Origin of the sequence: Pseudomonas nitroreducens TX1, from assembly GCF_000313755.1 — a bacterium.
Lineage (GTDB): Bacteria > Pseudomonadota > Gammaproteobacteria > Pseudomonadales > Pseudomonadaceae > Pseudomonas > Pseudomonas nitroreducens_A.
Genome location: NZ_AMZB01000081.1, coordinates 24,180 through 45,083 on the forward strand (window position 1 = coordinate 24,180; position 20,904 = coordinate 45,083).

A 20,904-nucleotide genomic window follows, 5' to 3' on the forward strand; every position below is an offset into this window, starting at 1 on the left:
ACTGCTCATTCGAATACCTCGGCCTGGGCCAGCGGGCGACCGAGCCTGTCCTTTTCCGACAGCACGGGCGCGATGGCGATCGGCCATTCGATCGCGAGGGCCGGATCGTCCCAGGCGATGCAGCCTTCGGCCGCCGGCGCGTAGTAGTTGGTGGTCTTGTAGAGGAAGTCCACGTTGTCGGTCAGTGTCAGGAAACCATGGGCGAAGCCCTCGGGAATCCACAGCTGGTTCTTGTTCTCTGCCGAAAGATGCACTCCAACCCATTTACCAAAGGTTGGAGAAGATTCGCGCACATCAACCGCGACATCGAAGACTTCGCCTTGCACAACCCTGATCAGCTTGCCCTGAGCATGAGGGGCGAGTTGGTAGTGCAGGCCACGCAGCACGCCCTTGGCGGAGCGCGAGTGATTGTCCTGCACGAAGTCGACCTTGCGGCCGACCGCTTCCTCGAATTTCTGCTGATTGAAACTTTCGAAGAAGAAACCGCGATCATCGCCGAACACTTTGGGTTCGAAGAGGATGACGTCAGGGATGGCAAGGCGAGTGGCTTTCATTAATAAACAGTCTCGACGAGCAGGCGTTTCAGGTATTGGCCATAGCCATTCTTGGACAGCGGTGCAGCCAGTGCTTCGAGCTGTTCGGCGCTGATCCACTTCTGGCGGAAGGCAATTTCTTCGGGACAAGCCACTTTCAGGCCCTGGCGATTTTCCAGGGTGGCGATGAAGTGGCTGGCCTCCAGCAGCGAGTCGTGGGTGCCGGTATCCAGCCACGCATAGCCACGGCCCATGATCTCGACGGAGAGCGTACCGCTGTCCAGGTAGGCCTTGTTGACGTCGGTGATTTCGAGTTCGCCTCGCGCCGAGGGTTTGATGCTCTTGGCGATATCGATCACGCGGTTGTCATAGAAATACAGGCCGGTTACGGCATAGCTGGATTTCGGCTTGGCGGGCTTTTCTTCGAGGCTGACGGCCTTGCCGTTGCCATCGAACTCGACCACGCCGTAGCGCTCCGGATCATGCACGTGATAAGCGAAAACGCTGGCGCCCGAGTCTCGTTGCATGGCGTTGAGCAGCAACTCCTGGAAGTCGTGGCCGTGGTAGATGTTGTCACCCAAGACCAGAGCGCACGGATCCTTGCCGATGAACTCCTCGCCAATCAGGAACGCCTGTGCCAGGCCATCCGGAGAGGGCTGCACAGCGTACTGGAGGTTCACGCCCCAGCGGCTGCCGTCGCCGAGCAGTTGCTCGAAGCGCGGTGTGTCCTGCGGCGTGGAGATGATCAGGATATCGCGAATCCCCGCGAGCATGAGGGTGCTCAGCGGGTAATAGATCATCGGCTTGTCGTAGACCGGCAGCAACTGCTTGGAAATGGCCAGGGTGGCGGGGTGCAGGCGAGTGCCGGAGCCGCCGGCGAGAATAATTCCTTTACGTTTCATGAGTGCTGTCCGATTAGCTCTTGGATCGTGCGAGTGGCGTAGAACTGCCAGGGCGGCAGTACCAGGCCGAAGGTCTGTTGAAGCTTGCGGGTATCCAGCCGCGAGTTGGCCGGACGTCTGGCCGGGAGCGGGTACTCCGCCGTGGAGATGGGCAGGATGCGATCCGGGGTCGCCTTGAGCGGAGCGCCCAGTCGCAGTGCCTCACTGACGAGGAACTGCGCAAAACCGTGCCAGCTCACTTCTCCGCCGGCTACCAGGTGGTAGGTGCCGGCGGCGTTCTCTCTCAACTGGGCGTCGGTGCTCAGGCGTCCCAGGATATGGGCGGTGACGTCTGCGATGAGCTCGGCGCTGGTCGGGGCACCGACCTGGTCGGCTACCACTCTCAGTTCTTCCCGCTGGCCGGCCAGTCGCAGCATGGTCCTGGCGAAGTTGGCGCCGCGTGTGGCGTAGACCCAACTGGTGCGAAGGATCAGGTGACGACAGCCACTGTTGCGGATCGCCATTTCACCGTCACGCTTGGTCTGGCCGTAGATGCCCAGGGGGGCGGTAGGAGCATCCTCAGCAAAGGGAGTGTCGCCCTGGCCGTCGAACACGTAGTCGGTGGAGTAATGGACCAGCCAGGCATCGAGCTCGCAAGCAACATCGGCAAGCCGCTCGACGGCTTCCGTGTTGATCAGGCGGGCCCCCGCGGCATCGCTCTCGGCCTTGTCGACGGCGGTGTAGGCCGCGGCGTTTACGATCACGTCGGGGCGTTCCGACCGAACCAGGCTCTGCAGCCCGTCGAGATCGGTCAGGTCTCCGCGCTGGCGATCACAGACCACCAGCTCGGCCAGTGGGGCCAAGGCACGCTGCAGTTCCCAGCCGACCTGGCCGTTGGCGCCCAGTAGGAGGATCTTTTTCATGCGTACTGCTGGCCGACCCAGTCACGGTAGGCGCCGCTGGTTACGTTGTTGACCCATTCCTGGTTGTCCAGGTACCAACGCACGGTCTTGCGGATGCCGGTTTCGAAGGTTTCGGCCGGTTTCCAGCCAAGTTCGCGCTCCAGGCGCGAGGCATCGATGGCGTAGCGGCGATCATGACCCGGGCGGTCCTTCACGAAAGTGATCTGTTCACGGTAGCTCTTGGCATCGGCGCGTGGCTTCTCCTGATCCAGGATGTCACAGAGCGTGTGGACGACGTCGATGTTGGCTTTTTCGTTCCAGCCGCCAACGTTATAGGTTTCGCCCAGCTGTCCGGCTTCGAGGACCCGGCGGATGGCGCTGCAGTGGTCTTTCACGTAGAGCCAGTCGCGGATCTGCTGGCCGTCGCCATAGATTGGTAGCGGGTTCCCGCCCAGCGCGTTGTGGATGACCAGGGGGATCAGTTTTTCCGGGAAGTGGTAAGGGCCGTAGTTGTTCGAGCAGTTGGTCGTCAGTACCGGCAGGCCGTAGGTGTGGTGGTAGGCGCGAACCAGGTGGTCGGACGCAGCTTTGGACGCGGAGTACGGGCTGTTGGGCTCGTACTTGTGCTCTTCGGTGAAGGCCGGAGCGGTCGGCTCCAGCGAGCCGTAGACTTCATCGGTGGAGACGTGCAGGAAGCGGAAGGCGCTCTTGCGTTCCTCCGGCAGGTTCCCCCAGTACGAACGCACGCTTTCCAGCAGGCGGAAGGTGCCAACAATGTTGGTCTGGATAAAGTCTTCCGGACCGTGGATCGAACGGTCGACGTGAGACTCCGCAGCGAAGTTGAGGATCGCGCGCGGCTGATGCTGCTCGAGAAGACGGGACACCAACTCGCTGTCACCAATATCACCCTGGACGAAGGTGTGCCGCGGGTCATTTTCCAGTGTCGCAAGATTTTCACGATTGCCGGCGTAGGTCAGCTTGTCGAGGCTGATCACCGCTTCATCATGAATGGCAAGCCAGTCGAGGACGAAGTTCGCGCCGATGAAGCCGGCGCTGCCGGTAACGAGAATAGTCATTGAGTCATAGCCTCTGGAGAATGGCGGCAGCGGTCAGGCCGAGATTGCCAAGAAGGGTTTGCCGGTAGACGCCGGAACGGGAAATCAGAAGAAGTCGCTTGGGAAGCGTCGATTGTCGGGCTTGCACGAAAAGTGCGAGGGTCCGCTGGCTGTCGTTGCTCAGTTGCCCCTGTATGGCCCGAATCGCCTGGAGATTGGCATCGTTCCAGTCTTTGAATGTGCCAGCGAGGAGCTTTTTCAGTCTCACCACCCGATCCGAAAATCCCGAATTGGAGCCAATGAGGTTCCTGCCATGCTGACGGTAGTCAATGGTGGGGACGGATTCGTAATGAACGACGCCGCCACAGCCGGTGACGACCAGATAGGTCCACCAGTCATGCGAAATGATCTGGTCGCCTTCCCGGGTTTTCATCAACAGTTCGCGGGTCGCTTCATTGAAGAGCATGGTGTTGCCGCCGGCGATACTCTGCACCAGCGCATTGCGGAATGACGGTGGTTCGGGAAACAGCGGCGAATAGCCGATGGGATTCCCCGCTTCGTCAATCAGGCGGGTCCTTCCGCAGAAGAGGGCGGGCTGGGTAGGGGCGATAGTCTTGCACCAGCTGACGCCACGCTCGAGCTTGTCGGCTTCCCAGACATCGTCCTGGTCGCAATAAGCGTAGTAGTTCGCTTCCAGCTCAGGGCGCTTCAGAAGGGAGAGGAAATTGGCAGAAAACCCCTTGCGAGGGCCAGGGAAGATGATCAGGCGATCCTGCCCCAGCTTGAGCTGGTATTCGGAAAGGATCGCTAGAGTGGCATCGCTGGAGCCGTCGTCAGAGGCGAAGATCACCCAGTCCTGATGGGTCTGGCTGATCAGGGAGTCGAGTTGCTCGCGCAGGAAGGGGGCGCCGTTGTACGTGGACAGCAGGATAGCCACGCGGGCATTGCGGCCCCTGTCGGCGACTGGTCCTTGTTGTGTCTGAACCGCGCTCTTGGCGATCACTGCTGTGCCCCTGGCGGTTCCATCCGCATGTTGAAAAATCGATTGCTGACGCGTGTCGCTGTGTTCGCCGGATTGAGGTCAACCTTGGGCAGGGCTGTGCCCCGATGAAAAGCGGTCATTATATTCATGCAGCCTTCGCAGTAAACCTTTTGCCCGCGCACGCAATCATGCGGCGCCGGCTCTTCAGCAACAGACGTATATAAAAGGCTTATGGATCATCGACAAGCCCTAAGGTTCAGGCCATTCGTCTGATAGCGCGGCGCGAGTAGCCACAAACACAAAGGCCCACCAGAGGTGGGCCTTTGTGTTTGGCAATCATGGTGCCGGCACCAGGAATCGAACCCGGGACCTACTGATTACAAGTCAGTTGCTCTACCAGCTGAGCTATACCGGCAAGGAGGGGCGCCATTATAGTCATGGCGCCCTGGGTGTAAACCACTGATTTGTCAGAATGATCCGCAGTTTTGGTCAGTGCCCTCCGGCGGCGGCTGCGCCGGGCTTGGCGCCGAAGGGCGGCTTGGCCAGGCAGATGACGACCAGCATGGCGAGGAACAGCCAGCCCAGCAGGGTGAAGTAGTCGATGGTGCTGATCATGTAGGCCTGGCTTTCCACCATGCGCTCCAGCAAGGCAGCGCTGTGCTGGCCGGGGCCGCCGAGTTGTTCGACGGTGGCGCGGGTGGCCGGGTCGTACTGGCTGATGTTCTCGGTCAGGTAGGCGTGGTGCATGGTGGCGCGGCGGTTCCAGATCCAGGTGGTGAGCGACGCGGCGAAGCTGCCGGCAAGGGTCCGCAGGAAGGTCGCCAGGCCCGAGCCGTCGGCGATCTGGTCGGGCGGCAGGTCGGAGAGCAGGATGCTCAGGATCGGCATGAAGAAGAACGCCACACCCAGCCCCATGAACAGTTGCACCAGGGCAATGTGCATATAGTCGACCTCGGTGGTGAAGTCGGCGCGCATGAAGCAGGTCGCCGCCATTGCCAGGAACGCCAGCCCCGCCAGCAGGCGCAGGTCGAAGTTGTTTGCGTAGCGGCCGACCAGCGGCGAGAGGAACACCGGCAGGATCCCGATCGGCGCCGCCGCCAGGCCCGCCCAGGTGGCGGTGTAGCCCATCTGGGTCTGCAGCCACTGCGGTAGCAGCAGGTTCATGCCGAAGAAGCCGGCGTAGCCGCCGACCAGTGCCAGGGTTCCCACGGTGAAGTTACGGTGCACGAACAGTCGCAGGTTGACGATCGGGTGCTTGTCGGTCAGCTCCCAGATCACGAAGACCGCCAGGGCTATCACCGCGATCACGGTGCCGCCGATGATGAAACCGGACTCGAACCAGTCCAGATCGTTGCCCTTGTCGAGGACGATCTGCAGGGCGCCGACGCCGATCACCAGCATCGCCAGGCCCATGTAGTCCATGGGCGCGTTCTTGATCACCACTGGGCGGGCGCGCAACTGCTGATAGACGACCATGGCGGCGAACAGGCCGATGGGGACGTTGATGAAGAAGATCCACGGCCAGCTGTAGCTGTCGGTGATCCAGCCGCCGAGGATCGGCCCGGCGATGGGCGCGACCACCGTGACCATCGCCAGCAGTGCCAGCGCCATTCCCCGTTTCGCCGGGGGATAGATGGAGATCAGCAGCGTCTGGGTGATCGGGTAGAGGGGCCCGGCGACGAAGCCCTGGATGGCGCGGAAGCCCACCAGCATGCCCATCTGCTGGGCGACGCCGCATAGGAACGAGGCGATCACGAAGAGCAGGGTGGCGGCGATGAACAGGCGCACCTCGCCGACCTTGCGACTCAGCCAGCCGGTCAGTGGGAGGGCGATGGCGTTGCTCACCGCGAAGGAGGTGATGACCCAGGTGCCCTGCTCGGAGCTTACCCCGAGGTTGCCGGAGATGGTCGGCAGGGCGACGTTGGCGATGGTCGTGTCCAGCACCTGCATGAAGGTCGCCAGCGACAGGCCGATGGTGGCCATGACCAGGCTGGGTGGGCTGAAACTGCTGCTGTTGGGCTGGCTCATGGCGGCGGGCTGATCAGCGCTGGGCGGTGCGATGGTTGGCGTCGGCCAGGTTGGCCTGGATCAGCTTCTCGATCAGTTGGTCAGCCGAGGCCAGTTGCTCCTGATACACGTCGGTGGAGAACACGGCCTCGTGCGGGGGCTGCTGGGCGAGGGCGGGGCCGCTCTGGTCGTGCAGGCTGACGTTGACGTCCATCGACAGGCCGATGCGCAGCGGATTCTTCGCCAGCTCCTCGGCATTGACGCGGATGCGCACCGGCACGCGCTGGACGATCTTGATCCAGTTGCCGGTCGCGTTCTGCGCCGGTAGCAGGGAGAAGGCGCTGCCGGTGCCGACGCCGAGGCTGTCGACGGTGCCGGAGTACTTCACTTCGCTGCCATAAAGGTCGGAGCGGATCTCCACCGGCTGGCCGATGCGCATGTGCTTGAGCTGGGTTTCCTTGAAGTTGGCGTCGATCCACACCTGGTCCAGCGGGATCACCGCCATCAGCGCAGCACCTGGTTGAACGCGCTGGCCGACCTGCACGGTGCGCTTGGCGACGTAGCCGGTGACGGGCGCGATGATCACCGCGCGGGCGTCGTCCAGGTAGGCCTGGCGCAGCTTGGCGGCAGCGGCTTTGACGTCCGGGTGCGAGGCGATCACGGTGTCGTCGACCAGTGCGCGGTTGGTGTCCAGCTGTTGCTCGGAGTTGGTCAGCGAGCTGCGCGCTGTGTCCAGGGCATCGCGGGCGTGGGCCAGTTCTTCCTGGGAGATGGCACCGTCGTTGGCGAGGTTCTGGCGGCGCTTGAAGTCGGCCTCGGCCTTGGCCAGGGCGACTTTCTTCGTGGCGACATCGGCCTTGTAGCCATCAACATTGCTGAACAGCCCACGCACCTGACGCACGGTGCGCGCGAGGTTGGCTTCGGCCTGCTGCAGGGCGATGTCGGCATCGCTGGGGTCGAACTTCACCAGCACCTGGCCCTTGTGCACCAGGTCGCCGTCATCGGCGCCTATGCTGACCACGGTGCCGGTGATCTGAGGGGTGATCTGCACGACGTTGCCGTTCACGTAGGCATCGTCGGTGTCCTCGTGCCAACGGCCATAGATGACTTCCCAGGCGACGCTGGCGAGGCCGGCCAGGATCACGACGGCGAGCAGGATCAGCAGCCAGCGCTTGCGCTTGGGGTTGCTGTTCGGGGTTTCTTGGGTCGCGGTGCTCATGTCAGGTGCCTCGTTCAGTGCGCGGCGGCCGCGTTCGCCTGGGCGAGCGGGGCGGAAGTGGAAGTGGTGTCGGGCTGGTAGCCACCGCCCAGGGCCTGGACCAGTTGCACCGAGAGGTCGATGCGCTCGGCGTCCAGGCTGGCCAGCTGGCGTTCGGCGAGGAGCAGCTGTTGCTGCACGCTGAGGGCGTCGAGGTAGTTGCCGACACCTTCGCCGTAACGGCGCATGGCCAGGTCGAAGTTGGATTTGGCGATGTCACGGGCTTCGCGCTGGTCGTCGATCTGCTGTTCCAGCGAGCGCAGCTTGCCAAGGTCGTCGCTGACCTCGCCCAGGGCGTTGACCAGGGTCTTGTTGTACTGGGCGACGGCCAGATCGTAGTCGGCGTCCTTTCCTGCGAGGTTGGCGCGCAAGCGGCCGCCGTCGAAGATCGGCAGGGAAATCGCCGGGGCGATCTGGAAGAACCGGCTCGGTGCCTTCAGCACGTCGCTGGTATGCAGGGCGGCAAGACCGACCATCGCCCCCAGGTTCACGTTGGGATAGAACTCGGTCTTCGCCGAATCGATGCTTTTCGACGCTGCCTCGACTCGCCACCGTGCGGCGACGATGTCCGGGCGGCGCCCCAGCAGTTCGGCCGGCAGGTTGGACGGCAGGCTCAGCGCGCCGGGCTTGAGGACCTGCGGACGTTGCAGGTCCTGGCCGCGATCCGGGCCCTGGCCGAGGAGGACGGCGAGGGCGATGCGATCGCTGGCGATCTCCTGGTCAGCAGCGGCCAACTGCTGCTTGGCGCTGGCGACCTGGGACTGCGTCTGTTGCAGCTGGACCTTGCTGTCCAGGCCGGCGTCCATGCGCTTCTGGCTGAGCTGGAAGAGGTGCTGCGAGCGATCCAGTTCGTCTTTGGCCAGGTCGCGAGCGACGAAGGCATGGGCCAGGTTGCTGTAGGCACGGGCGACATTGGTGGAGAGCGTGATCGAAGCGGCCTGGCGGTCGACTTCGGCGGCGTTGGCCTGGCCGAGTGCGGCTTCCCAGGCGTCACGTTGGCCGCCCCAGAGATCGAGGTCGTAGCTGAAGCTCGCCGACAGGTATTTCACCGCCGAGTAGCGACCGCCCATGGGCGCAGGAATGACGCTTTCCGGTGCGCGGATGCCGGCGTAGCTGGCGGTGCCCTTGACGCTGGGCAGGCGAGCGGCGTCCTGGGCCTGGGCGGCGGCGATGGCCTGGCGGGCGCGGGCGCTGGCGATGTCCAGGTCCGGGGTGCCCCGCAGGGCCTCGGCGATCAGGCCGTCCAGCTGCGGGTCGCCCAGGCTGGTCCACCAGTGTTCGCTGGGCCAGGCTGCGGGGGACAGTGGAGTGCCATCAAGGCTGACGCCGGCCTTCAGGCTGGCGGGATCGACGGCTTTGCCACTGGTATCCAGGCCCGAGTAGCTGACGCAGCCGGTGAGCCCCAGCAGGGCGGCGAACACGGTGGCCGGCAGCAGGGCGATGCGGAAGTGGGGCATGTTCATTTCTCCTGCACCGCGCAATGGGCGGCGCCGCCGTGGGCGCGCAGGATCTTGTCGAGCAGGCCGGTGAGGGTCTGCAGGTCGTCACGGGAGAGACCGCCGACCAGCTCGTTCATGGCCGCGGCGGCGATGCGCGGGGCCTCGTCGTTCACTGCCTGGCCTGCGCTACTCAAGCGCAGGCGCACGCTGCGGCGGTCGTTCTGGCAGGGCTCACGGAGGAGCAGGTCCTTGCGCGCGAGGCGATCGAGCATGCGGGTCATGGAACCGCTGTCGATGGACAGCTCGCGGCACAGCTCGGCCGGGGTGTTGGCGCGGTCGTTACCGATGAAGAACAGCACCTTGAATTGTGCGGCGGTGATGTCCAGGTGCGCCAGATGCTTGTCCAGCAGGCGGTCCTTGAGGATGGCGGTAGCGCCCAGCAACTGGCCGATGGAGCCTTTGAACGGAAAATCCGCGACGTCGTAGTGATTCATGTCAAAAACAGATAGCTGCTTAGGCAGTGAAATGTTTCGAAATGATACTGCCCGGGCAGCGATTGACAAGGCTCGATTGTCGCGATTACGCAACAATCCGTTCGACGAAGCGCAATTGGGTTGGGAAAGGCAACAGGAATGGCTGATTTCCTACGACCGTGTGAACCCTTTATGCACAATCGCGAAAGCGTTAGGGCGCAAATCGCATATGAGATGTGACAGCAATCACTTAATAGCGTAACTCCATGTTTTTAAAAGATTAAATACATGTGTACAGAAAATGACCAGATCGCAGCGAGGCGCTCTGGGTGGTCAGTGAGGAGCGGTTTTTCCTGGGTTACGAACAGAGTTATCCACAGGTGTTGTGGGTGAAGCTCTGGAACGCCCGTCTCAGGTGCGCTCGGCGAGTAGCAACAGGTTGCGTGGTGTCAGGCGGGTGGCGCAGAAAGCGCCCAAAGTGGCGCGATAGCCTTGTTCTTCGAGGAATAACGCGCGATCCAGTAGCAGCCAGAGCTCCATCGGCCGACGGAACAGTCCGCGCACCAGTTCGAGGTTGCGGACTTGAACCAGTCGTTGCCAGCCCCTCGCCTCCAGTTCCTGCCAATCGGTGTCGGCAGGCAGGTCGAGTGCTCTGAGCGCGGCGAGGTCGCGGCAATAGTCCGCGAAGGGCTTGTCCAGCCAGGTTGGTGGCACAGAGGGCGTGGGCAGGTAGTCGTTGCTGCGGCGGACTTGCCGTTGCAGCAGGTCGAAGGCCAGTCGCCGCGCCATTGATGTGTCGCGCTGGCGGCGTACGCGGGCGCCGGCGGTGACCGTTTCGGCCAGCGGCAGGCGCAGATCGTCACGAGAAAGCAGCAGGGCGGAGCTTTGCGCAGCGTGCGAGAGCGGTTGGTAGTACTCGCTTTCGATGCGGTTGTAGCAGCAAGGCGCCACGGCGAGCTGGCGGCAGTTGCGGCTGCTGGCCAGCTTCATCAGACGGACGTGCAGGTCGCCACAGGCGTGCAAGGCGACGGCGGTGTGGCCCGCTTGCAGATGTTCGCCGGCTTCGGTCGCCAGCACATCCTGCTGGCGATGCCGAGCCCGAAGCCGAAGCCGGTCGCTCAGGCGCTGGCCGTCTTCCACCAGGGCTTTGTCGAGTTCCAGGCTCAGCAGCGGTTTACCATCGCGCGCCAGCACCCGGCCCAGATGGCCTTTGCCGGCGCACCAGTCGAGCCATTGTTGCGGTGCTTCGGCGAAGTTCAGGCGGCTGGCGAAGGCTTCGATCTGCTCCCATTTGCGGCCGGGTACGTCGACGGTCAACTGGTTTGGCAGCTTGCCCAGCGGCGTGCCCGGCAGTTCGCCAATGGCGCACAGTTGCGCGGCGGCGCCAGCCAGTGCAGGAAAGGGCGCGGGCGCGAGGAGCTGCTCAGGCGTGTTGTGCGCCATGTCGGCCTCATCGAGACTGCGATTGCGCAGCCAGGCGGCCAGTTCGGGGTGATCGCGCTCCCAGGGCAGCGCAAGCAACGTGAAGGGCTTCGGCCGCCACAGCGTCTGATGTTCCAGCAGGAAGCCGTCCAGTGCCTGGAAGCGCTGGAGCAGGTCGGAGCCGGTCAGGGGAAAGGCGTTCGGGAGCACGGTGCGAAGCGGAGGCAAACCACGGGGCGCGCATTATAGCGGCCCCGCGGGCGAGAGGCTTGCCGCTCAGCGGCCCTGCATCATGTCGACTCGCAGCCAGTGTTCGACCAGGCGGAAGAGGCGCGTCAGCACCAGGGTGATGACCAGGTAGAAGACCCCGGCGTAGCAGAAGAACAGCATGTATTCGTAAGTGCGCGCAGCGATGGTCTTTGACATCCCCATCAGGTCGTACAGCGTCACGGTGTACACCACCGCGCTGGCCTTGAGCATGAGGATCACCTCGTTGCTGTAGGCCGGCAAGGCGATGCGCGCCGCGCGCGGCAGGATGATGTGGAACAGCGCCTGGCGGCGCGACATGCCCAGCGCGCGGGCGGCTTCCACTTCTCCCACCGGAATGGCATGGATGGCGCCACGGAGGATTTCCGCGATGTACGCAGCGGTATGCAGGGTCATGGTCAGCAGCGCGCACCAGTAAGGGTCGCGCAGGTAGGGCCAGAGCACGCTCTTGCGCACGGCATCGAACTGGGCGAGGCCGTAGTAGACCAGGGCCAGCTGCAGCAGCAGCGGGGTGCCGCGGAAGAAGAACACGTAGGTGTAGGGGATGGCGCGGACGTACCAGTGCCGTGAGGCGCGGGCGATGCCCAGCGGCAGTGCGAGGATGAGCCCGGCTACCACGGCGATGGCCAGCAGTTCCAGGGTCAGCTGCGCGCCCTGGAGCATCTTCGGCAGCCACTTGAGGATCAGTTCCATGTCAGTCATAGCTCATTCCTCACGAAGCCCTGGCCGGCGCGGCGTTCCAGGAAATGCAGGGCAGCCATGACGAAGATGGTCAGGCCCAGGTAGATGAGCGCGGCCACCATGTAGAAGGTGAAAGGCTCCTTGGTCGCGTTGGAGGCGACGCCGGCCTTGCGCATGATTTCATCGAGGCTGATCAGCGAGACCAGGGCGGTGTCCTTGAGCAGGATCAGGTAGAGGTTGCCCAGGCCCGGCAGAGCCACGCGCCATACCTGCGGCAGCACGATGCGCCAGAAGATCCGTGTGGCGGAGAGGCCCAGCGCCTGGCCGGCCTCGCGGTGTCCCTTGGGGATCGCCAGAAGCGCGCCGCGGAACACTTCCGTGGCATAGGCGCCGAAGCACAGGCCCAGGGCGCAGGTGCCGGCGGCAAAGGGGGATAGGGCCAGGTCCGGGTGGCCGAAGAGGGCGCCCAGCGCATTGAGGCCGGTAACGGTACCGAAGTAGATCATCAGTACCCAGAGTGTTTCGGGTATGCCGCGCACGAGGGTGGTGTAGAAACCGCCGAGCATGCGCAGCAAGCCGTTCCTGGAGGTCTTGGCGACGGCGCCGAGCAGGCCGAGGAGCAGTCCTACGCAGACTGCAGCGAGCGAAAGCTTGAGCGTCATCCAGGTGCCGGCGATCAGCTGATCGCCAAAGCCGTGCAGGTCGAAAATCATGGGGAGTCACGCCTGAAGGCGCGCGCCGCCCCGGTGGAGGGCGGCGCGGCACATGCATCAGTAGATGCTGAAGGGGAAGTACTTGTCGTTGATCTTCTTGTAGGTACCGTCGTCGACGATTTCCTTCAGGGCAGCGTTCAGCTTGTCACGCAGCGGATCGCCCTTGCGCACGGCGATACCGATCTTGTCGTTGTCGAATACCGGCTCGCCCTTGAACTCGAAGTCCTTGCCGGCGTCGCTCTTGAGCCAGTCGTACTGCACGAACTTGTCGGCCAGCACGCCGTCGAGGCGGCCCGAAGACAGGTCGAGGTAGGCGTTTTCCTGGGTGTCGTACAGCTTGATGGTGACCACATCGGACATATTGTCTTCAAGCCAGGTGCCGGCGATGGTCGCGCGCTGCGCACCGATCACCTTGCCTTTCAGGTAGCCGGTGTCGGTCTTGAAGTCGGTGGACTTGGGCGCCACGAACTGCAGCTTGTTGGTGTAGTAGGGGTTGGTGAAGTCCACCGCCTGTTTGCGTTCGTCGGTGATGGACATGGACGCGACAATGAAGTCGAACTTCTTCGCGTTCAAGGCCGGAATGATACCGTCCCAGTCGGAAGTGACGACGTCGCACTCGGTCTTCATCTTGGCGCACAGCGCCTTGCCGATCTCGATGTCGAAGCCGACGACCTGGCCGCTGGCGTCGATGCCGTTGAAGGGCGGGTAGGCGCCTTCGGTGCCGATGCGCAGTTTGTCCGCGGCGATGGCCTGGCTCCCCAGTGCAAAGGTGGCCGCGATAGCCAGAACGATTTTCTTATAGTTGTTCATGCAGTGATGCTCCGTTAGCGGTGGCTGGACATGAATTGTTTACAGCGTGCCGATTGCGGGTTGTCAAATACCTGCTGCGGCGGTCCCTGCTCTTCTACCAGGCCCTGGTGGAGGAACACCACCTCGCTGGATACCTGGCGGGCAAAGTTCATTTCATGGGTCACCAGCAGCATGGTGCGACCCTCATCGGCGAGCGCGCGGATTACGTTAAGCACTTCCTGGACCATTTCCGGGTCCAGTGCCGAAGTCGGCTCGTCGAAAAGGATGACCTTGGGCTGCATCGCCAGGGTCCGGGCGATGGCGGCGCGTTGCTGCTGGCCGCCGGAAAGCTGTGCAGGGAAGCAGTGACGCTTGTCGGAGATGCCGACCTTCGCCAGCAGCGCCTCGGCGATCTCGGTAGCTTCGGCGCGGGTCTTGCCCAGCACACGGCGCGGCGCCTCGATGATGTTGTCGAGGATGGTCATGTGTGGCCAGAGGTTGAAGTTCTGGAAGACGAAGCCCAGCTCGCTGCGCAGGCGGTTGATCTGTTTGCCGTCGGAGGCGACCAGCGAGCCGTCCTTGGACTTCTTCAGCTTGAGTTCCTCGCCGGCGACCAGGATCTGGCCCTGGTGCGGGTTCTCCAGCAGGTTGATGCAACGCAGGAACGTGGATTTACCAGAACCGGAGGAGCCGAGGATGGAAATCACATCGCCGTCGCGGGCGGTCAGGGAAATGCCTTTGAGCACTTCCAGGTCACCGTAACGCTTGTGCAGGTTACGGATTTCCAGTGCGGGTATGGCCGTGGCCATAGGGGGCTCCTCTATTGTTATTCGGACGCTTTCGCAGCAGGTCACTGCAGAATCGGGGCCATCCTGGCGAGGGGCAACCTAACACGCACTCCGGGGTGCGCCAAGCGCCCATCTGCCGCGCTCGTCCGCTGTAGTGGCAAGTTGTCGCATTGCCGCTCGGCGTTGTCGCCTGGGCTGAACTAGCTGCGCCGGATGAGGGCGTCGGCGGATGGCGAGGGGGCGGGATAGTGCCAGTTTAGACCGGCCAGTAAAAGTCCGGCGGCCCTGGGGCCGCCGGTTCGCATCACTGCATCATCTGCCGCAGCTGCGGGCTCGGATCTTCGATCGCTTCGGCGGGGGTGATGTCGTCCTGGGATTCCGGCGGCTGGCTGGCCATCAGGTTCGGATGCCCGGACAGGCGCGGAATTGGCAGCGGCTTGGCATCCGCCAGGCCGGTACCGCCAGCTTCGGCGGCGTTGATCGTCGACTTGCGCGGTTGGGTCAGCACGTGGAAGTCGGTGATCTCGATGACGCCCTTGCCCTCGGCGAGCAGGTGGAAGGAAAACGCCTTGCGTGCCTCCTCGTTGTCGAAGCCGAAGGTCACTTCCAGGGGCTGGTTGCGCTTCACCAGGGGGAAGTCGGGTATCTCGATGGGCACCGGCTTTTCGAACGAGCGTGTCTTGAGCGTCACTTTCGCTCCATTGGCGTCCATCTGCACCGCGCGGATCTTCAGGCTCACCGTGGTGTGGGTATTGGCCGGGAACTCCAGGTATTGCGCGCCGATCAGGTTGTCGGTGTATTCATTCTCGATTTGCGGCTTCAGGCGGATCCGCTCCTTGGTCGCGAACTGGTATTCGCGGGCCGACTGCGCCTGGGTTACCGACTGGTCGAGAATGTCCGCGCGGGCGGTCATCAGGCGAGCATCGCGGCCACTGAAGCGCCCTTCGAACTTGGCGGTGTCGGCGATGAAGCCGTCGCTCTTGTAGCGCCGACAGACTTGCTGGAAGTCGCACTCGGTGAAGTTGCCCTTGCCATCGTGATAACGCTGCATGCCGTTGGTGAAGGACACCATCTCGCGTCCGGTGGCGTATTCGCGGAACAGCGAGCGGCCGGCGATATCCTGCGGTGCCTTGACGGCAAAGTAGTCGAGCACCGAGGACTCCAGGTCGACATGGCCGTAAACGCCCGCCTTGACCGGCGGCAGCGCGGCCTGTTCCGGTGCAAGGATCAGGTTCAGGCCCCACGCCGAGGCAAGGCGAACGTTGTCGATACCGTGGGATTCGTCGGAGGTGACGATGACCAGGGTGTCCTTGAGTACGCCCTTCTCCTCCAGGCCCTTGAGGAAGGCATCGACGGCGTCGTCCAGGTAGGCGATGGCTGCCTGGCGTGGTGTCGGGTACTTGGCCAGGTACTCCGGGGTGGCCGAATACGGCTGGTGGGTGCCGACGGTGAGCAGGGTGAGCATCCACGGCTGCTTCTTCTGACGCAACTGGCCGACATAGTCCAGCGCACCTTCGAAGAAGGCCTTGTCATCCATGCCCCAGGCGAATTCCAGGTATGGCTTCTTCTTGAACCAGTCGCGGCCCAGGGTCTTGTCGAAACCCATGGCCGGCATGACCTTGTCCTTGGCCATGAAGCGCAGCCCGGCGCCCTGAAGGAAATGGGTGCTGAAGCCCGCCTGATGCATCTGCGCCGGCAGGCATTCGGCGGCGCGGGTCGGGTTGCCCAGCAGTTCGACGCCCTTGGGCGTGCCGTTGTCCAGCTTGCTGTAGTCACCGCAGAGCATGGCATAGAGACCGCGGATGGTCTGATGGCTGTGCACCACGTAGTCCGGGGTGGTCATGGCGCGCTCGGCCCAGGTGCTCAGGCGCGGCATCATCGATTCTTCGTAGCTGCTGCTCAGGGCGGCACGGTTGGTGGCGACGTAGGCGCCCGGAATACCTTCCATGGCGATGATCAGCACGTTCTTCGCCGCGCCACGTCCGGCCAGCAGCGAAGTGCCGCTCAGGTCGTGCTGGGTCAGGCCGGTGACATCCGGGCGAACTTCCGGCAGGTCGCGGTCGCGCCAGTCCTGGTAGGCCATCTCGCCGCCAGTCACGGCGCGGGATACCAGTTGATGAGGCAGGTTGAACTGCTTCCACATCTCCGCATCGCTGGGCTGGAAGTACTGTACGCCAGCGTGCGCGGCCAGCAGTGCGGCTGGCACGGCATAGGCGTAGCGCGGCAGTGGTTTCTCGCGGCGGCGCCAGAGCAGCGCGCAGAGCAGAATGCCAACGCCAATCAGCACGGCCAGATGCAGATGGTTCAGACCACCACCTTCGGTGGAGTTGGCGACGAAAGTGGGGTCGGCGAGGAAGTGCAGGTCCTCCGGCGCGGGCATGCGGCCCACGGCGCTGACCAACTCGGCGGTGCCGATTACCGACAGTGCCCAGATCAGCATGACCGGAATGGCGATGAACAGCCGTCGGTTGTGCAGCGCGACGACCAGCAGAGTGCCGAGCGCCAGGTCCGACAGGTAGCCCAAGGGGGATCCCCAGCCGATACTGTAGCGGCCGATCACCGGGACCAGCAGGAAGAGGGCAGACAGGCAAACCAGGTTGCCCCAGGAATTCCACCAGCTTATGAGTTTGCGCACAGTGACTCCGCGACGAAACATCGATTCCCGGAGGGTATCCCACTGAAGTGTGGAAATCGTCCGGATGGTCATGATTCTGAAAGATCGGTGTGCTATGTGCCAGTAGACACTGAAGTCAGGCAAACATTCGATACGAATCGCGGGGGCGTTCCGGGGCGGGGGAGTGACTTGCGCTGGCTGGCTCGGGCGGAAACGAAAAAGCCCCTGAAATCGCAAGATTTCAGGGGCTTTCGGAAGGCTTGGTGCCCAGGGACGGAATCGAACCGCCGACACGGGGATTTTCAATCCCCTGCTCTACCAACTGAGCTACCTGGGCAACGTGGCGCGCATTAAAAGGGTTTTCGGAAGGGGTGTCAAGCGTGCCGCTAAAAAATTTTTCAAATAATACCGAAGCTTACGCGCTGGGCGGAACGTAGCCCTCGGCCTGCGCGTATTCTTCCCCGGAGAGGAACTTGTCCATCTCGGCGGTGAGGAACTTGCGATCCTCGGCGTTCATCATGTTCAGGCGACGCTCGTTGATCAGCATGGTCTGGTGCTTCTGCCATTCGTCCCAGGCTTTCTTCGAGACGTGCTCGTAGATGTCCTGGCCCTTGGCTCCGGGGTAGGGTGCGCGATCGAGGCCGGGCAGCTCTTCTTTGTATTTGCGGCACATCACCAGTCGGGTCATGACATTTCTCCTGCATTCAACACGTCGGCGGCTCGTTTGAGCAGCTTCTTCACCGGGGCGGCAAGGCCGAGCCGCGGCGGGGTGGCGAGGTTATACCAGAGCCAGTCGGCCTCGGCCACGGCGGGCGCTGCGTCCTCGACGCGCACCAGCCAGGGCTCGATGGCCAGCTGGAAGTGGCTGAAGGTATGGGTCAGGCCGGGCAGTTCGCGGCGCTGGCCCAGGCGCAGGGCGTGGCGCTCGGCCAGCGGGTCGAGGGCTGCCAGGTCGTCCAGCTCGGGGAAGCTCCACAACCCGCCCCAGAGGCCCGTCGACGGGCGGCGATAGAGCAGGATGTCGCCCTCGCGGTTGGCCAGGATCGGCATCAGCGTGCGCTTCTGCGGTAGCGCTTTGCGCGGCTTGGGCACCGGGAAATCCCTCTCGCGGCCGAGCAGATGCGCGCGGCATCCCTGGCGCAGCGGGCACAGCAGGCAGCTCGGCTTGCTGCGGGTGCAGAGGGTGGCGCCCAGGTCCATCATCGCCTGGGTATAGTGGTTGACTCTCTCCCGCGGCGTGAAGCGCTCGGCGGCGTCCCACAGCTGCTTGGCCACTTTCGGTTCGCCCGGATAGCCGTTGCAGGCGAGATAGCGCGCCAGAACGCGCTTGACGTTGCCGTCGAGGATCGGCGCGCGCAGGCCCATGGCGATACTGGCAATGGCGCCAGCGGTGGAGCGGCCGATGCCGGGTAGTTCGGTGAGCTTTTCGACGTCGCGGGGGAACTCTCCGTGATACTGCTCCATTACCGTCTTCGCGGTCTTGTGCAGGTTACGGGCGCGGGTGTAATAGCCCAGGCCCGTCCACAGGTGCAGCACCTCGTCTTCCGGCGCGTTGGCGAGGTCGGCGACGGTCGGCAGTGCCGACATGAAGCGGTCGTAGTAGCCCATCACGGTGCTGACCTGGGTCTGCTGCAGCATGATCTCCGAGACCCACACCCGGTAGGGCGTGATGTTCTGCTGCCAGGGCAGGTCATGGCGGCCGTGCGTGTCGAACCAGTCGAGCACGGCCGAATTGAAGCTTTGCGGGGTCACTTCTTGAACAGCCCTTTGAGTGCGTCTTTGAGTTCGGGACTGACCTTGTCGCCGAGCTTCTCTTCGAGTTTCTGGTTCAGCCGGTCCCCGGCCAATCGTGCGGCGATCTTGCCAATGCCGTCCTTGTCCAGGCGGCAGGCCTTGGCCCCCAGCTCCAGCGGGCCACGGCAGCGCAGCGGCCATTCGATGCCGACGTAGCGCTTGTTCACTTCGCAAGCGGGGTCGGGCATGTCGCTCTTGTCGCCCTCGATGGTGACGCCGACGCGGTAGTCCATGCCCAGCACGCGCAGGTCGAGGTCGCCGTCGCCCTTGACGGTGAGGCCGGGGATGCTGGCCTTGAGGTCCGGGTTGCTGGCCACGCCGTTCCTGAACACCAGGTTGCCTTGCAACTCGCGGAACGGCGTGTCCTTGCCGCCATGCTCGGCGGTCAGCGACTTGCGGTTGAGCGTGGCGATGCCCTGGCACAGCTGCTGTTCGAGGTTGGCGTTGAGCAGCACGCCCTGGGTGAGGACGAAGCGCGCCGTGCCGTTGAGGTTGTCGATCCAGGCCTTTTGGCTGTTGCCCTGGGTGGTGATATCGGCATCCAGGTCCAGCAGGCCCTTCACCGGCGGCTTCTGGCCCTGGGATTCGAGCAGGCGTTCCACCGGTACGTCGGCGATGTGCTTCTTCGCCTGCAGGGTCGGCACGTCCTGGCGCACATCGAGGGTGGCGGTAGCGTTGAACTTGCCGTCGTAGAGCTCGCCGCGCATATCGTCGAGATTGAGCAGGCCGCCTTGGCCGCGCAGCTTGAGCACGGCGTTGTCGATAGGCAGCTTGTCCAGGGTCAGCTGGCCGAGGTTCAGGCCGGCGTCCAGGTCCAGTGCGCGCAGGCGGGCGATGGGGAGCAGCGGAGCGTCGCTCCAGGCCTGCTGGGTCGGCTGGCTGGGCAGTGGGGTGTCGCCCTTGATGGCGTTCTGTTCGGTGCTGGCGACTTCCGCCTTGCGCGCGCTGTTGGTGGCTTCCTGGGCTTTCTTGACCTTGGCCGGCAGGTAGCGGTCGAGGTCGAGCTTGTCGCCCGAGAGCTGGGCGCGGATCGCCTGCTTGCCGAAGTCGGCGATGCCCAGGTTGCCGCTGAAGCTGGAGTCGTCCAGCTTCAGCTTGATGTCGCCCAGGGTCAGGCTGTTGCGGGTGCCGCTGACACGGGTGGCCAGCTCCAGCTTGGTCAAGGTGGCAGTGTCGGCCATTTCCGGCAGGGTCTGGCCGATGCCTTCGAGGAATTCACGCAGGTTGAACGGTGCCAGCGACAGGCCGCCGTCGAACTTGGGCTCCTTGTCCAGCTCGCGGGCCTTGATCTCGCCAAGGGCGCGAAGCTGGTTGACGGTGACCTTCAGGCCGTTCCATTCGGCGACCTGGGCAGCCTGGTCGAGCACCAGCTGGCCCTGGGCGCTGTAGTTGGCGGTCTTGCCCTGGAGCGGGTCGCCTGACACTTCGCCGGCGAGCTTGGCGTCTTCGAGCTGGTAGCGCTTGAGCGCGCGGTCGAAGCGCAGGTTGCCGGTCAGCTCGGTGCGGGCGCGGATCACCGGTTGGTTGGTGCCCAGGTAGGCGCTGAACTTGACTGGAATGTTGCTGCCTTCGCGGATTGCGCCGGTGGTCAGCTCGATGCCTTCGACGCTGTAGTTCCTGCCGCTCTGGGCGTCGGCGTAGTCGATGCGGGCGTTCTTCACGCTCAGGCTGTCGATGTCCAGCTTCATCGCCTGGTGGGGTTGCTGCGCGTCAGCCTTGGCCTGTTCGGTCGGTGCGGGCGCCGGTTGTTCGGGTGGCGTGCCGTTGGCCGGTTGGAGGGGCTTGCCGATGCTCTCCCAATTACCGACGCCGTTCTTGTCCTTGTTCAGCGACAGGGTCAGGCCCTCGACGCGGATATCGCTCATCTGCACCTGCTTGCGCAGCAGCGGCAGCACGCGCACCGACATGGCCAGCAACTGCGCGTCGGCGAATGGCTTGTCCGGCGCCTGCAGGCTCGCCACGCTGGTGTCGTGCAGCTCCAGGCCCAGCCAGGGGAACAGGCTCCAGCCGATGTCGCCCTTGAGGTTCAGCTCGAGGTTGGCCTTGTCCCGGGCGATCTGGCGGATCTCGTCCTTGTAGTCGTTCGGGTCGAAGAAATGGGTCAGCACGAAGCCGGCGGCGACGATGAGCAGCAGCAGGACCAGGGCAACGATGCCGATGATTTTGCCGAACGCTTTCATGGACGGGTCCTTGTTCAGGCGGCGGGTGGAGTAGCGAAGAAGTATACCAATGACGCAGCGGCGCCCCAGCCGGAAAGGCGCAGGCCGGCACTGCGGGGTTTGAACGGGGACTTGGCGCGCGGTTCC

General features: G+C 63.7%; 18 protein-coding genes and 2 tRNA genes. All 20 read right to left on the bottom strand.

Going from position 1 to position 20,904, the window contains the following annotated elements; translation table 11 throughout:
* Window positions 1–5: 5 nt before the first annotated feature.
* Complete coding sequence (rfbC, locus tag C167_RS0104890; protein WP_017517140.1) at window positions 6–554, bottom strand: dTDP-4-dehydrorhamnose 3,5-epimerase; 549 nt, start codon at window positions 552–554, stop codon at window positions 6–8.
* The gene (gene rfbA, locus C167_RS0104895) at window positions 554–1,435 is read right to left on the bottom strand and encodes a glucose-1-phosphate thymidylyltransferase RfbA (protein WP_017517141.1); all 882 of its coding nucleotides are present in this window, start codon (window positions 1,433–1,435) and stop codon (window positions 554–556) included. The genes rfbC and rfbA overlap by 1 nt, the downstream gene beginning before the upstream one ends.
* Window positions 1,432–2,337, bottom strand: coding sequence for a dTDP-4-dehydrorhamnose reductase (rfbD, locus tag C167_RS0104900; RefSeq protein ID WP_017517142.1), 906 nt, complete (start codon window positions 2,335–2,337; stop codon window positions 1,432–1,434). Before rfbD ends, rfbA begins: the two co-directional genes overlap by 4 nt.
* Complete coding sequence (rfbB, locus tag C167_RS0104905; protein WP_017517143.1) at window positions 2,334–3,392, bottom strand: dTDP-glucose 4,6-dehydratase; 1,059 nt, start codon at window positions 3,390–3,392, stop codon at window positions 2,334–2,336. The genes rfbD and rfbB overlap by 4 nt, the downstream gene beginning before the upstream one ends.
* 4 nt (window positions 3,393–3,396) lie before the next feature.
* Window positions 3,397–4,374: a glycosyltransferase family 2 protein gene (locus C167_RS0104910; protein ID WP_017517144.1), complete on the bottom strand. Its 978-nt coding sequence runs from the start codon at window positions 4,372–4,374 to the stop codon at window positions 3,397–3,399.
* A 318-nt stretch (window positions 4,375–4,692) separates the two neighbouring features.
* Window positions 4,693–4,768 (bottom strand) — tRNA-Thr (locus C167_RS0104915).
* 74 nt (window positions 4,769–4,842) lie between these two features.
* Complete coding sequence (locus C167_RS0104920; protein WP_017517145.1) at window positions 4,843–6,381, bottom strand: DHA2 family efflux MFS transporter permease subunit; 1,539 nt, start codon at window positions 6,379–6,381, stop codon at window positions 4,843–4,845.
* Between the two features lie 13 nt (window positions 6,382–6,394).
* Window positions 6,395–7,579, bottom strand: coding sequence for an efflux RND transporter periplasmic adaptor subunit (locus C167_RS0104925; protein ID WP_017517146.1), 1,185 nt, complete (start codon window positions 7,577–7,579; stop codon window positions 6,395–6,397).
* A gap of 14 nt (window positions 7,580–7,593) precedes the next feature.
* Window positions 7,594–9,081, bottom strand: coding sequence for an efflux transporter outer membrane subunit (locus C167_RS0104930; RefSeq protein WP_017517147.1), 1,488 nt, complete (start codon window positions 9,079–9,081; stop codon window positions 7,594–7,596).
* Window positions 9,078–9,551: a MarR family winged helix-turn-helix transcriptional regulator gene (locus C167_RS0104935; RefSeq protein ID WP_017517148.1), complete on the bottom strand. Its 474-nt coding sequence runs from the start codon at window positions 9,549–9,551 to the stop codon at window positions 9,078–9,080. Before C167_RS0104935 ends, C167_RS0104930 begins: the two co-directional genes overlap by 4 nt.
* A gap of 390 nt (window positions 9,552–9,941) precedes the next feature.
* On the bottom strand, window positions 9,942–11,162 hold the full coding sequence (locus C167_RS0104940) for a methyltransferase (protein ID WP_017517149.1): 1,221 nt from the start codon (window positions 11,160–11,162) through the stop codon (window positions 9,942–9,944).
* Window positions 11,163–11,228: 66 nt separating this feature from the next.
* A complete protein-coding gene (locus C167_RS0104945) occupies window positions 11,229–11,921 on the bottom strand; it encodes an ABC transporter permease (RefSeq protein ID WP_017517150.1) in 693 nt (230 codons plus the stop codon).
* Entirely contained in the window at window positions 11,918–12,613 is a 696-nt protein-coding gene (locus C167_RS0104950) for an ABC transporter permease (RefSeq protein WP_017517151.1), read from the bottom strand. The genes C167_RS0104945 and C167_RS0104950 overlap by 4 nt, the downstream gene beginning before the upstream one ends.
* A 57-nt stretch (window positions 12,614–12,670) precedes the next feature.
* Entirely contained in the window at window positions 12,671–13,423 is a 753-nt protein-coding gene (locus C167_RS0104955) for an ABC transporter substrate-binding protein (protein WP_017517152.1), read from the bottom strand.
* 14 nt (window positions 13,424–13,437) lie between these two features.
* The gene (locus C167_RS0104960) at window positions 13,438–14,211 is read right to left on the bottom strand and encodes an ABC transporter ATP-binding protein (RefSeq protein WP_017517153.1); all 774 of its coding nucleotides are present in this window, start codon (window positions 14,209–14,211) and stop codon (window positions 13,438–13,440) included.
* A gap of 283 nt (window positions 14,212–14,494) precedes the next feature.
* Complete coding sequence (locus C167_RS0104965) at window positions 14,495–16,825, bottom strand: LTA synthase family protein (protein WP_017517154.1); 2,331 nt, start codon at window positions 16,823–16,825, stop codon at window positions 14,495–14,497.
* A 240-nt stretch (window positions 16,826–17,065) separates the two neighbouring features.
* A tRNA-Phe gene (locus C167_RS0104970) sits at window positions 17,066–17,141 on the bottom strand.
* 78 nt (window positions 17,142–17,219) lie between these two features.
* Window positions 17,220–17,492 (bottom strand): oxidative damage protection protein, encoded by a 273-nt coding sequence (locus C167_RS0104975; protein ID WP_015479334.1) that lies wholly within the window; start codon window positions 17,490–17,492, stop codon window positions 17,220–17,222.
* On the bottom strand, window positions 17,489–18,556 hold the full coding sequence (gene mutY, locus C167_RS0104980) for an A/G-specific adenine glycosylase (protein WP_017517155.1): 1,068 nt from the start codon (window positions 18,554–18,556) through the stop codon (window positions 17,489–17,491). The genes C167_RS0104975 and mutY overlap by 4 nt, the downstream gene beginning before the upstream one ends.
* A complete protein-coding gene (locus C167_RS0104985; RefSeq protein WP_017517156.1) occupies window positions 18,553–20,778 on the bottom strand; it encodes an AsmA family protein in 2,226 nt (741 codons plus the stop codon). Before C167_RS0104985 ends, mutY begins: the two co-directional genes overlap by 4 nt.
* Window positions 20,779–20,904: the final 126 nt, after the last annotated feature.

Bases quoted from the DNA above. Each gene is read 5' to 3' on its own strand.
- rfbC (WP_017517140.1), bottom strand. From the start codon at position 554: ATGAAAGCCACTCGCCTTGCCATCCCTGACGTCATCCTCTTCGAACCC.
- rfbA (WP_017517141.1), bottom strand. From the start codon at position 1,435: ATGAAACGTAAAGGAATTATTCTCGCCGGCGGCTCCGGCACTCGCCTG.
- rfbD (WP_017517142.1), bottom strand. From the start codon at position 2,337: ATGAAAAAGATCCTCCTACTGGGCGCCAACGGCCAGGTCGGCTGGGAA.
- rfbB (WP_017517143.1), bottom strand. From the start codon at position 3,392: ATGACTATTCTCGTTACCGGCAGCGCCGGCTTCATCGGCGCGAACTTC.
- C167_RS0104920 (WP_017517145.1), bottom strand. From the start codon at position 6,381: ATGAGCCAGCCCAACAGCAGCAGTTTCAGCCCACCCAGCCTGGTCATG.
- C167_RS0104925 (WP_017517146.1), bottom strand. From the start codon at position 7,579: ATGAGCACCGCGACCCAAGAAACCCCGAACAGCAACCCCAAGCGCAAG.
- C167_RS0104930 (WP_017517147.1), bottom strand. From the start codon at position 9,081: ATGAACATGCCCCACTTCCGCATCGCCCTGCTGCCGGCCACCGTGTTC.
- C167_RS0104935 (WP_017517148.1), bottom strand. From the start codon at position 9,551: ATGAATCACTACGACGTCGCGGATTTTCCGTTCAAAGGCTCCATCGGC.
- C167_RS0104945 (WP_017517150.1), bottom strand. From the start codon at position 11,921: ATGACTGACATGGAACTGATCCTCAAGTGGCTGCCGAAGATGCTCCAG.
- C167_RS0104950 (WP_017517151.1), bottom strand. From the start codon at position 12,613: ATGATTTTCGACCTGCACGGCTTTGGCGATCAGCTGATCGCCGGCACC.
- C167_RS0104955 (WP_017517152.1), bottom strand. From the start codon at position 13,423: ATGAACAACTATAAGAAAATCGTTCTGGCTATCGCGGCCACCTTTGCA.
- C167_RS0104960 (WP_017517153.1), bottom strand. From the start codon at position 14,211: ATGGCCACGGCCATACCCGCACTGGAAATCCGTAACCTGCACAAGCGT.
- C167_RS0104975 (WP_015479334.1), bottom strand. From the start codon at position 17,492: ATGACCCGACTGGTGATGTGCCGCAAATACAAAGAAGAGCTGCCCGGC.
- C167_RS0104985 (WP_017517156.1), bottom strand. From the start codon at position 20,778: ATGAAAGCGTTCGGCAAAATCATCGGCATCGTTGCCCTGGTCCTGCTG.